The sequence below is a fragment of the Dyadobacter sp. CY323 genome, assembly GCF_021390245.1.
In the GTDB taxonomy this organism is placed as follows: Bacteria; Bacteroidota; Bacteroidia; order Cytophagales; family Spirosomataceae; genus Dyadobacter.
Window position 1 is genome coordinate 30,801 of the sequence record NZ_JAJUXH010000023.1, and the last position, 12,520, is coordinate 43,320.

The 12,520-nt window shown below is 45.4% G+C and carries 9 protein-coding genes; 5 read left to right on the plus strand and 4 right to left on the minus strand.

The window, feature by feature from the left end; genetic code table 11:
• Nucleotides 1-31 precede the first annotated feature (31 nt).
• Nucleotides 32-1,198, minus strand: a complete 1,167-nt coding sequence (gene nusB / locus LZG72_RS24800; RefSeq protein ID WP_233877835.1) for a transcription antitermination factor NusB — start codon at nucleotides 1,196-1,198, stop codon at nucleotides 32-34.
• A 233-nt stretch (nucleotides 1,199-1,431) separates the two neighbouring features.
• On the opposite strand from nusB, the gene LZG72_RS24805 reads away from it, so the two are divergent.
• Nucleotides 1,432-3,213 (plus strand): ABC transporter ATP-binding protein, encoded by a 1,782-nt coding sequence (locus LZG72_RS24805; RefSeq protein ID WP_233877836.1) that lies wholly within the window; start codon nucleotides 1,432-1,434, stop codon nucleotides 3,211-3,213.
• Between the two features lie 8 nt (nucleotides 3,214-3,221).
• Here LZG72_RS24805 and LZG72_RS24810 read toward each other — a convergent pair whose 3' ends face one another.
• Entirely contained in the window at nucleotides 3,222-3,983 is a 762-nt protein-coding gene (locus LZG72_RS24810; protein WP_233877837.1) for a LexA family transcriptional regulator, read from the minus strand.
• 137 nt (nucleotides 3,984-4,120) lie between these two features.
• Here LZG72_RS24810 and dinB point away from each other — a divergent pair, with 137 nt between their 5' ends.
• Nucleotides 4,121-5,350: a DNA polymerase IV gene (gene dinB, locus LZG72_RS24815; RefSeq protein WP_233877838.1), complete on the plus strand. Its 1,230-nt coding sequence runs from the start codon at nucleotides 4,121-4,123 to the stop codon at nucleotides 5,348-5,350.
• A 7-nt stretch (nucleotides 5,351-5,357) separates the two neighbouring features.
• Here the strand turns inward: dinB and LZG72_RS24820 are convergent, their stop codons facing one another.
• On the minus strand, nucleotides 5,358-5,654 hold the full coding sequence (locus tag LZG72_RS24820) for a HigA family addiction module antitoxin (RefSeq protein WP_233877839.1): 297 nt from the start codon (nucleotides 5,652-5,654) through the stop codon (nucleotides 5,358-5,360).
• A 76-nt stretch (nucleotides 5,655-5,730) separates the two neighbouring features.
• On the opposite strand from LZG72_RS24820, the gene LZG72_RS24825 reads away from it, so the two are divergent.
• The 3 genes from LZG72_RS24825 (at nucleotide 5,731) to LZG72_RS24835 (ending at nucleotide 12,255) form a co-directional block, all read left to right on the plus strand.
• Nucleotides 5,731-8,700, plus strand: a complete 2,970-nt coding sequence (locus tag LZG72_RS24825) for a DNA polymerase III subunit alpha (protein WP_233877840.1) — start codon at nucleotides 5,731-5,733, stop codon at nucleotides 8,698-8,700.
• A gap of 202 nt (nucleotides 8,701-8,902) precedes the next feature.
• Nucleotides 8,903-9,361, plus strand: coding sequence for a hypothetical protein (locus tag LZG72_RS24830; RefSeq protein ID WP_233877841.1), 459 nt, complete (start codon nucleotides 8,903-8,905; stop codon nucleotides 9,359-9,361).
• 83 nt (nucleotides 9,362-9,444) lie between these two features.
• The gene (locus LZG72_RS24835; RefSeq protein WP_233877842.1) at nucleotides 9,445-12,255 is read left to right on the plus strand and encodes a pitrilysin family protein; all 2,811 of its coding nucleotides are present in this window, start codon (nucleotides 9,445-9,447) and stop codon (nucleotides 12,253-12,255) included.
• A gap of 22 nt (nucleotides 12,256-12,277) precedes the next feature.
• On the opposite strand, the gene LZG72_RS24840 is transcribed toward LZG72_RS24835, so the two are convergent.
• Nucleotides 12,278-12,511: a DUF3820 family protein gene (locus tag LZG72_RS24840; RefSeq protein ID WP_233877843.1), complete on the minus strand. Its 234-nt coding sequence runs from the start codon at nucleotides 12,509-12,511 to the stop codon at nucleotides 12,278-12,280.
• Nucleotides 12,512-12,520 lie beyond the last annotated feature (9 nt).

Here is a 12,520-nt window from a genome sequence, read left to right on the forward strand (position 1 = left end):
CCATGTCTAAAACCGGCATTTTCAGGAACTATTATTTGTTGTCGATCAATCCTCGTCCGCTTTTTCTGATAACTCCTTCTTTGGCAAGTTTCACAGAAAGCACATCCAGGACGCCATTCACAAACTTACCACTTTTTGGGGTACTGTACCTTTTTGCTATTTCTATAAACTCATTAATGGTCACTTTTACTGGTATTCCAGGAAAATGGATCAACTCCGCCAATGCGGTTTTGAGAATGATCAGGTCAACAAGCGCGATCCGGTCAAGCTCCCAGTTTTTAAGCTGATCGTCCAGGTACACATCATATTGGTCACTTTCCTGCACAACAATCCGACAAAGTTCTTCCACGAATTCACGATCCTCTTCCCAGTCTTTGGTCAAAGGCGCTAACTGGAAAGTGTTGCCTTGATCGGCGGATTTCAGTGTTTTGATAGCCAGGCTGCGTAAAAGCTCGCTGTGATCAACCCAATACAGATCGCGCTGCTCGAGATATTCCAGCGGTACTTCATGTTTAAGAATCACCTGCCTTAAAATATATTGAACAATGGCCTGATCTTCTTCGGGAGTGTGAGAAACCTGTTTGCAGTAGGCTTCGTATTCCGAATCTTTCCGAAGTGCTTCGCGGTAGATCTTCCGGATGAGGTTCATTTCGTTACTCCAGTTGACCCCGCTTCTGATGATCTCTTCCTGTAACGGAGCATCGGCGATCAATACCTGAATGACCCGGTTCGTATCCAGCCCAGAATCCTTTGGAAATGGCGATTCGGGATCATCATATCTTCTCTCCCGGTCGATTTTTGCCTGATGTGCTAGCTCAATCAACATTGATAAAATCCTTACAAAATCAGTATAAATTGATTCTGTTTCGTTCAGAACCCTACGCACCATCTTCTCTCCGTCCGTAACAGTTTGTCGGCGATATGCTTCAAAAGCACTGGTCGCAACTCTGATTACCTGCTCGGGAAGTTCCTCATCCTCATTGGGTTTCCCGTGTTTGATCAGTTCGTCGAGCGTCATCCCCGCCAGTCGCTTCATCCCTGCAAGCTTGGGGCGGTTTTGTGGTTCCATCGAGTTCAAATCTGGGGCAAAAGCCTCATCAATACGGTCGAGTGCCAGTAAACGGTTCGCGTCCGCTGATAGTTGCCGGGCATAAAGTGCCTGAACTGCTTTTGTTCTTAATAATCTTCTATTCAGCATAAGCCGGAATACTAATTTGATAAAAGGTACAGTAAATCAAAGAACGAATCTTAGTTTGCACGGATCAGTTTTATATGAAAAGTCCGCATCTAGTGTTTAAAATTGACCCAAAATTAGGGTATTTTGTTCAGAACTGAAAAAATGAAATGCCAGCTTTTACATTTGCAACGTTTTAAGAGAATAGGATGTTGCCAATAAATAGTTTCTAGTTCTTCTGCAAAAAGTGTTAGCCGGTGAAAGCATTAAAGTACCTCAATAAGTACTTATGGAAATACAAGTGGTACCTCATTCTGGGAACCCTTTTTACCATTATCTCAAACCTTTTTGGCATTATTCCGGCCCAGCTTGTGCGTTATGCGCTCGACCTGGTGATTGAAACGCTGGACGTTTATTACCTGTTTAACGGTGCATCCCTGCAAACCGGAATGTATGACATTTTTGCATTCAGCATTCTGCTTTACGGGTTACTGATCCTTTTAATGGCGCTGCTGAAAGGCATTTTCCTTTTCCTGGTGAGGCAGACGATTATCGTTATGTCCCGGCACATTGAATTTGAACTCAAAAACGATATATACCAGCATTACCAAACCCTTCCGGCGAGCTTTTTCCGTCGCCACAGCACGGGCGACCTCATGGCCCGCATTTCCGAAGATGTCAGCAATGTGCGGATTTACGTGGGTCCGGCACTTATGTACGGGATCAACCTGATCGTACTTTTTTTCCTTGTAATCACCTACATGGCCTCGGTGAGCACGAAGCTTACGTTTTATGTTTTACTCCCATTGCCGGTACTTTCCGTGAGTGTGTATGTGGTCAATAGTATGATCATGAAACGCTCTCAGGAGATCCAGAAACAACTTTCTGCGCTTTCGACCTATGTGCAGGAAGCTTTCTCGGGAATCCGTGTGATTAAATCGTTCGTCCAGGAAAAACACTCCTTCTCCAACTTTGAAAAAGAAGCCGAAACGTTTAAGATTAAATCACTGGGTCTCACCAAGGTAGATGCATTCTTCTACCCGGTAATTCTGTTACTGATCGGCCTCAGCAACATTCTCATTATTTACGTCGGCGGGCAGGAGATCATCAATGGAAAACTTACGCCTGGAAATATCACCGAGTTTATTTTGTATGTCAATATTCTTACGTGGCCGGTGATGGCGCTCGGCTGGACAACCAGTCAGATTCAGCGCGCAGCATCTTCCCAAACCCGTATTAATGAATTTTTGAACGAGAAAACAACGCTGGTTTCCGAGAAAAACATTGTCAAACCACTGGACGGAAAGATCACATTTAAAAATGTCGGTTTTATCTATCCGGACTCAGGCATTCAAGCCCTGGACAATTTTGATCTCGAAGTAAAATCAGGCGAAACCGTCGCGATCCTGGGAACAACCGGTTCGGGTAAAAGTACGCTGGCGCATTTACTTTGCCGGCTTTACGATCCGACCAGCGGCGAGATCCTGATTGATGACATCCCGATGAAAGAATACGATGTACACGCGTTTCGTCGACAGATCGGGTATGTACCACAGGATGTTTTCCTTTTTTCAGATAGTATTGAAAACAATGTCCGGTTTGGTACCAGCGACATGTCTTTTGAGCGGATCGAACAGGCTGTGAAAGACGCAGACCTATATCAAAATGTCATTGACTTCCCGCAGCGATATGGTACCATGCTGGGCGAGAGAGGAATTACGCTTTCAGGGGGACAGAAACAACGTTTGTCGATTGCGAGAGCGATTGCCCGGGACCCTAAAATCCTCGTACTAGACGATTGCCTCTCCGCCGTCGATACCAATACAGAAAATATCATTCTGAACAATCTGAAACGCATTATGGATCACCGGACTTCTGTGATCATTTCTCACCGCGTTTCATCGGCAAAGTTAGCGGACACGATTGTCGTTCTCGACGAAGGTAAGATCATCGAGCAGGGAACACATACGTCCCTGATGGCCGCGAATGGAGCTTATAAAGAACTTTACGAGAAGCAGTTAGTTGCAGAAGAAGTTTAATGCAATGATCATTTCGAAAGCTTCTTCATTTCCTCCTTCATCTCCTTCATTTCCTGATAAAGGCTATTCAAACTAATGTTCTGGGTATCTGCTTCCAGATCAAAAGTTAACTTGCTGTTTACCGCCCAAACTTCCCTGATTTCATTGCGGTCGATCCGGATCGGCGCATAGTCCGGGTTAAGGGAGATTAAATTGATAAAGCCGGATTGACCTTCCTTCTGTACTTTTTTAACCAGAATACTATCCGCGGTCACGACCACATACATGCGTTTGCTGCTCAGGTTTTCCCAATCATCCTCCGCCCTCCCCACGATCCATTCCCCCGAATGTAACGCCGGCAACATACTGTCGCCCTCGACCTGAAATCCCCGAAACGTAGCATTCCGATACTCCGGCAATGGAATACTGAATGCAGGCAGACTTTCAAACCATTGTGAGTCACCGATATTATTAGGATAACCTGCCGCTGCTTTCGCATTTACCAATACAATATTATCGTTTCCCGCATTGTCGACGGTCACAACCTTCGGATGGATCGAAAGCTTATCGGAATGGAGGTACTTTTGTGTACTATCGCCAAAAAGCCACAATGGATTGATGTGGTATTTTTTCAAAAGTTCCTTCACAACCTGGCCGGGAATGCGTGTCCTGCCCCTCTCAATGTCCGCAGTTGTAGCACTAATGCCGAGCTCCTCGGCAAATGCGGATTGTGTAAAATTCAATTCCTCTCTTATCTGCTTAAAGCGTTTAAACTCCTCGTCGATTGGCATATTGGAAATGGTTGGTAGATCAGGCTAATGCATTAACATTCAAATATATAAAAAATTTTGGAAATATTCCTTTTATCACTTGGATATACTCCATATATTTGGAATAAATCCATAAATCAGTAAAAATTCCAAATCGCGTGAACCGAACGATCTTACATATGGACCTGGATACATTCTTTGTGTCCGTCGAGCGAAAGCACGACAACCGGCTCAATAATAAGCCTGTGCTTGTCGGAGGTGTGGGCGACCGCGGCGTGGTGGCGGCTTGCAGTTATGAAACGCGGGGTTTTGGAATTCACTCGGGCATGTCGATGAAAATGGCCAGAATGTTATGTCCCGAAGCAACCGTGATCCGCGGGGATGGTGGAATGTATTCTAATGAATCAAAAGTAGTGTCGGAAATTATCAGCCAGACCGTTCCCATTTTTGAGAAAGCGAGTATCGACGAATTTTACGCGGATTTGTCGGGGATGGATAAATTTCATGATAGCTATAAGATGTCATTGGAGCTCCGGGACCGCATTAAACGTGAAAGCGGGCTGCCCATTTCATTCGGGCTTTCTACAAGTAAAATCGTTTCAAAAGTCGCCACGGGAGAGGCTAAACCTGATAACCAGAAGAAAATAGAAGTCGGGGAAGAAAAAATGTTTCTTGCACCGATGCCCGTGCAGAAAATCCCGATGGTAGGTGACAAGACAAACAAGGTGCTATATAACATGGGCATTAAGTATGTGAAAACCATTCAGGAAATGCCTGTTGAAGTAATGGCGCAGGTTTTGGGGAAAAATGGCATTTTACTTTGGAACCGGGCGAACGGGCTGGATAACTCACCCATTATCCCGTTTCACGAACGCAAATCCATTTCCAACGAACGGACATTCGGGAAAGATACCGGAGATATGCGGAGAATGCGGGAGATGATCCGGGCAATGGGAGAAAACCTGGCTTACCAACTTCGGTCGGGGAACAAACTTACATCCTGCGTTTCCGTCAAAATCCGCTACTCGGACTTCAATACGTTTTCGAAACAGGTCAAAATTCCATATACATCGGCAGACCATGTTTTGATCCCGAAAATCGAGCAGCTGTTTGACCAGCTTCACAACCGGCGCATGATGGTGCGGCTTGTTGGGGTAAATTTCAGTGATCTGGTCACCGGAAATCACCAGATCAACATATTCGACGATTCCGAGGAACGGCTGAACCTGTATCAGGCCATGGATCACATCCGCGACAAATACGGTACCGATGACCGCGGAAATTCAATTATCAGCTGGGCCACGACATTGGGTATTCCAAACATTTCCAGCATGGGAAACCCATTCAACGGCGATCCGCCGATTATCCCAGCGCACAGGAATGCGTAGCGATTGTTCAGGATTCGAATTCTAACTTTTTTATTTCATTTAACTGATTAAAAATCAAATGCTGTTCTTCTTCGAGATCAAAATCATCCTGCAATCCCAGCCAGAATTTGGGAGTTGTACCAAAGTATTTGCTGAAACGTAAAGCTGTGTCGGCGGTAACCCTTCTCCTGCCTTTGATAATTTCACTTACGCGCGTTTGAGGGATACCCGTGTCTTTTGCGAGCCTGTAAGCCGAAATGTTCATGGGAGTCAGAAACTCCTCAGCGAGGACTTCCCCAGGATGAATGTTGTTTAATTTTTCCATTTAAAGTTGGCGTTTTACAAGGAGTTACGATTTTTCAAATTGATTCAAGTTTCGGAAGATTTTCGAAAATAAAGAAATGCTACTCAACTGTCACTCTTATTTTAGCCTTCGTTTCGGGATGATTCCGGAGGACGAACTGCTTCGGATGAGCAGAGAAAACGGGTATGGCTGCGTTGCCCTCACAGATATTAACAATACCTCCGGCTGCCTGAATTTTATCCGGCTGGCGCCGACATATGATATCAAACCGATTGTCGGGATTGACTTCCGGAATGGGGTAAAGCAGCAATTTGTAGGGTTAGCAAAGAATAATGCCGGTTTTCAGGAGTTAAATGCCTATTTATCACAATACATAAATGCAAAACAGGATTTTCCGGACCAGGCCCCGCAGCTTGAAAACGCCGTTTTTATATATCCGTTTGAAAAAATAAACCAGGAGAAAAAAACAACGTTCCTGCCAAATGAATACATCGGGATTTCAACAAAAGATCTGAACCGGGTTACGTTTTCGCATTTGTTTAACCAAAAAGACAGGCTCGTGATCCAGCAGCCGCTAAGTTTCCGAAATAAGAAAGATTTCAATGCGCACCGGTTGCTCCGTGCAGTGGATGCAAACACGATGCTGAGCAAACTTTCAACTACGGAGACCGCCGATGAAGACGAGCAGATTATGCCGAGTAAGGTACTCGCCTACCATTTTAGCCGGAAGGATTTTCAGACGATTATTTACAATACTGAAAAACTGATGGATGAATGCAACATCCATTTCAGTTTTGGTGATAATCGGGAACATCAGAACCTGAAAGTATTTGGAAAAAGCAGGGAAGACGATTACCGGCTCATTTACCAGCTGGCTTGTGACGGGCTGCGCTACCGCTACGGCGCGAATGTGGACGATATTATCCTCGACCGCTTCAATATGGAGCTGGACCTGATCGAAAAGCAGAATTACATTCCATTTTTCCTGGTAAATCACGCTATAACCAGCTACTCGCGGCAAAAAGGGTATTACTATGTGGGCCGGGGAAGCGGAGCGAACAGCATTATTGCCTATTTGCTGAACATTACCAATGTGGATCCCATTGAGCTGGATCTGTACTTCGAGCGGTTTATGAATTTGTACCGAAAAAACCCGCCCGACTTCGATATTGACTTTTCCTGGCGCGACCGCGAAGACGTAACCCAATTCATTTTTGACCGGTTTGGTAAAAATGGACAAGCTTCATTATTAGCAACTTACAGTACCTTTCAGCATAGTGCAGCCGTGCGGGAATTAGGCAAAGTGTTTGGGTTACCGGCGTATGAAATCGACGCATTAAGCAATGGCAAATACGATGCCCGAAAGTTGGACCAGTTTTCGGGGCTGGTGATCCGGTATGCCGATTATTTGCAAAAAAACAATCAGCCGAACCACCTCAGCATCCATGCGGGCGGCATTCTGATCTCCGAAAAACCCATTCATTACTTTACAGCCACGGATATCCCGCCAAAAGGTTTCCCTACCACGCAATTTGACATGGTGATTGCCGAAGATGTGGGGCTGAATAAATATGACATTCTGGGTCAGAGAGGTTTGGCGAAAATCAAGGAAACGCTGGAAGTGATCCGTTATAACCGGCCGGAGGTTCCTGAATTTGATATTGACGATGTTAAAAAATTCAAGAAAGACCCTAAGATCAATAATCTGATCAGGCAGGCGCAATGCATAGGCTGCTTTTATGTAGAGTCGCCGGCAATGCGGATGTTGCTCAAAAAACTGGAAGTGGATAACTATCTGGGATTGGTTGCGGCCAGCTCCATTATCCGTCCGGGTGTTGCCAAAAGCGGGATGATGCGCGAGTACATTCTGCGCCACCGCCATCCCGAACGGCGGGAAGAAGCGCATCCTAAGTTACTCGAACTGATGGAAGATACGTATGGGATCATGGTATATCAGGAAGACGTGATCAAAGTGGCGCATCATTATGCCGGACTTACGCTGGGAGAAGCTGACGTGATCCGGCGCGGAATGAGCGGCAAGTTTCGTGGACGTGATGAGTTTGAGAGAGTCAAGAAAAAATATTTCAAAAACTGCGAGGAGAAGGGTTATGACGAAAAGATAACCCGCGAGATTTGGGGGCAGATCGCCAGTTTTGCCGGCTATGCATTTGCAAAAGGCCATTCTGCATCATATGCCGTAGAAAGTTATCAAACACTTTTTCTAAAAGCTTATTTCCCGCTGGAATACATGGTCGCCGTTCTGAACAATGGCGGCGGTTTTTATGCGGCTGAACTTTACATTCACGAAGCCAGAATGCATGGCGCGACGGTACTTGCGCCTTGTGTCAACAACAGTGACGCGCAGGCGATGATCAAAGGGAAAGACATTTACCTTGGGCTGGCGTTTTTAAGTGGTTTGGAAGAAAAAGTTATTTCGAAAATTCTGCATTCCAGACAGCAAGAAGGCGACTTCCTATCGCTTAACAACTTTTTGGACCGGGTACCCATTTCGATCGAGCAGCTTACGATCCTGATCCGCATTGATGCATTTCGGTTTACGGGAATTGACAAAAAGACCTTGTTGTGGAAAGCGCATTTCAGGTTGAATGTATCGCCGGTTAAAGTGCCGCAAAAACAGCTTTTCCATACCGAGGTGAAGGATTTTGTTTTACCCGATTTCCACTCGTCACGCATTGACGATGCGTATGATCAGATCGAATTGCTTGGTTATCCATTATGCAGCCCGTTTGAGCTACTGAAATACCCATTGCCTCCCAGTGTGATGTCGAAAGATCTGCCCCGATATGTGGATCAGGAAGTGACGCAATATGGGTATCTGGTAGCCGTCAAAAATACACGCACGGCGAAAGGTGATACAATGTATTTTGGCACTTTTCTGGATCAGGAGGGACAATTTATTGATACCGTGCATTTCCCGCCGGTTTCGACCAGGTTCAATTTTTCGGTCAAAGGAGTTTATAAAATCCGCGGCGTTGTTACCGAAGAATTTGGTTTTTTATCCATCGAAGTATCCGAAATCACGCGTATGGATTCGGTTGAACGGTAGTTTAACCCAATCCTCATTTGCAGGATCAGCTCCACCAAAAAACATATGCCCGACAGAAAGATTATTTCTGTTTGCGGTATCACCAAAAATAATATTCTTCCTTTTAGGATTCAGCATAAATGGAAATGCTTGTCTGTCTGAAATTTAGCAAATAATTCCTAAACCGACTTTTCGTTGTTAATCCATTTAACTAGCTTCCCGGATGATGAAAAAACAGGCGTTAATTATTTTGTTGCTGACGTGCACAGTTGCATGTAACAACAAACCGGATTCAGAATCCGGGAGCGTTGTTGTGGATACTTCTGGCGAGAAGTCCGGATGTTTTGCATATACTGAAAACAGGGATTCGGCTTTTCTGCATATGGATCAAAATGACAGCATTGTGACCGGGGAGCTGGCTTATATGCTTTTCGAGAAAGACAGCAATAATGGGAAAATAGAAGGTTACATGTCCGGCGATACCCTTTTTGCCAAATACACCTTCCAGTCCGAAGGAACAGAATCAATGCGGGAAGTGGTGTTTTTGAAACAGGATAACAGCTGGACAGAAGGTTTCGGGCCGGTAGAGGAACGGGCCGGAACGATGGTTTTCAAGGATCACACAGCCATCGAATTTGGCAATGGACTTATTTTCAAAAAAATACCATGTCCGGAAAAATAGCGGGTCGTTTAGACAGCTTCCCGAAGACATTTATATTTCATACTTTCGTTCTTCACGAGTTTCATCAAATTAAAATCAGAAAAATGAAAAAGGCGTTCATCGCTTTATGCCTTGCTGGAATGGCAATTTGTTCGGTTCCGGCGGTTTTGGCACAAACACTCTCCACGCAAAAAGTTCCCCTCGACCCGAATGTTAAAATGGGCCGACTGAAAAACGGGATCACTTATTACATCAAAAAAAATACGGAGCCAAAGAACCGGGCAGAGCTCAGGCTGGCTGTAAAAGCAGGTTCTGTGCTCGAAACGGACGCGCAACAGGGTCTTGCTCACTTTATGGAGCACATGAATTTTAATGGGACCACCAATTTTCCGAAGAATGAGCTGGTTAACTTCCTTCAAAAAACGGGCGTCAGGTTCGGCGCGGACCTGAATGCATATACCGGTTTTGACGAAACAGTATATATGTTACCAATCCCGACCGATTCGGCCGGGCTGCTCGACAAAGGCATCCAGGTTCTGGAAGACTGGGCGCATGGTGCATTGCTCGACCCCTCGGAGATTAACAAGGAACGGGGCGTCGTTTTAGAGGAATCACGGATGGGCCGCGGCGCGCAACAACGGATGCGCGACAAGTTTTTCAAAGTGATCCTAAACAATTCGCGGTATGCCGAGCGTCTGCCAATCGGGAAAGACAGCATTCTGAAATCTTTCAAACCGGAAACGATCAGTTCGTTTTACAAAGATTGGTACCGACCTGATCTGATGGCGGTTATCGCTGTCGGGGATTTTGATGTGGCCAAAGTCGAGGCGACGATCGCGCAGAAGTTCGGATCTATCAAGCCGCCTGTTAATCCAAAAAAACGTACTAAATACGAAATTCCGCTGGACGGTTTAACCCGGGTTGCGATTGTTACGGATCCGGAATATCCTCAACATGCGATACAAGTCATTTATAAACAGCCAAATAACAAAGAGAAGACGCTGCAGGATGTCCGCAATAACTTTGGCCAGGAGCTATATAATGCGATGATGGGCCAGCGGATGCAGGAACTCACCCAAAAAGCAGATCCTCCTTTTTTATATGGTGGAAGTGAATACGGCGATTTTCTTGGAAACCTGGATTCGTACACATCCGTTGCGGTGGCAAAAGATGCCGGCTCGATGAAAACCGCATTGACCGCGGTTCTGGAAGAAAATGCACGTGTCCAGAAATTCGGATTTACCCAGCCTGAACTGGACCGCGCGAAGAAGGACTTTTTCAACAGTATCGAACAGTATTACAAGGAAAGAGACAAAACGAGATCGTCCACGCTCGTACAGGAATATCTCGAACATTTCCTGCACGAGAAACCTTATATGAGCGCCGAAGCATATTACGAGTTTGTCAAAAAACACCTGGACGGCGTTACGCTGGCTGAGGTAAACGGGCTGGCGAAAAAATACATTACCGATAAAAACCGTGCGGTTGTAGTAATGGGGCCGGAGAAAAGCAAAGATGCTTTGCCAACCGAAGCTGAAATCAAAAAACTGCTGACGGAAGCCGGGAAAGATGTTACAGCTTACGTAGATGACGCGGTAGATTCTCCATTACTCAGCACCGAGCCAAAAGCCGGAAAAGTAACCTCTGAAAAGAAACTGGAAAAGCTGGGTGTAACCGAGTTGACTCTTTCTAATGGGGTGAAGGTTTTGCTAAAACCGACGGATTTCAAAAATGACGAAATCCTGATCAAAGCCACGGCGAAAGGTGGTTATTCATTATTTCCGGATGAACGCGAAACCGGGATATTTTCCAGTTACCTGATCCAATCGGGTGGTGTGGGGCCATATAGCCAGACGCAATTGCAGAAATTTCTGGCCGGGAAAACGGCAAATGCCGGGCCGTATCTTAGTGAACTTACAGAAGGTATCGGCGGAAATGCAAGTCCGAAAGACCTGGAAACGACTTTGCAGCTGATTTACGCATATTTTACAGAGCCCAGAAAAGACGAAAACGTAGTGAAAGGCATTCTGGTAAATCAGAAAGCATATCTCGAAAATCAGCAAAAAACGTTGACGCCCGAGAAAGTGTACTCGGATTCACTGAATGCGATCCTGACCAGTAACAATCCGAAACGCAGACCACTGAGACCGGAAAGTGTTGACAAAGTAAGTCTCGACCGCGCGGTTGAGATCTACAAAAACCGCTTTTCCGATGCTTCCGACTTTGTATTTACCATTGTCGGTGCATTCAAACCCGAGGAGATTAAACCGTTGCTGGAAAAATACCTGGGCGCATTACCTTCCACCGACCGCGACGACACGTTCAAGCATGCCAATATTTTTCCGCCAAAAGGGAAAATAGAAAAAACCATTTACAAAGGACTTGAACCAAAAAGCCGCGTGACGCTCATTTCAAGCGGTGAATATGAGTACAGTCCGGAAAATAACATTCAGATTGAAGCCTTGCAGGAAGTCCTGCAAATCAAACTGATCGAGGCGCTGCGTGAAGAAGAAAGCGGCGTTTATGGCGTCGGGGTTTCAGAAAGTACCGACAAATTCCCGACCGGACATTACCGTTTCAGCGTCGGTTTCGGATGTGCGCCTGAGAATGTAGACAAGCTGGTGGCGCGAACCAAAGAGGAAATCGCGAAGATTAAAGAAAAAGGCGCTGATCCGAAAGACATTGAAAAGTTTGTCGCAGAAACGCAGCGTAAAACAGAGACTGCATTAAAAACCAACAATTTCTGGCTGGATTACCTGGATGACAACACCTTCCTGGGAGATGATCTGGAGGAAGTTCTTCAACAGGATAAGCTTCTGAAATCCATTACAGTAGCCAGTACAAAAGCGGCCGCTCAAAAGTATTTCAATGATGATAACTTCATCAAAGTAGTATTGATGCCTGAGAAAAAATAAGCATTCAGGGACTTGGAAAGCATTATTTCAGCTTTCTAAGTCCTTGAATCAAATAGCCCAGCCCGTTCGTTTGTATCTCATACATGGTGGCAAGTAACATTCCCAGCTTCCCGGCCGGGAAACCTTTGGAATGAAACCATTCCAGATACGAAACCGGCAAATCGGCAATCAGCCAGTCTTTGTATTTACCAAAAGGCATTTTATACCGGATCAGTTCTTTCAATAATTCTGAGTTCGGCTGTGCGGCTTCCTGCATCGTTTCGTC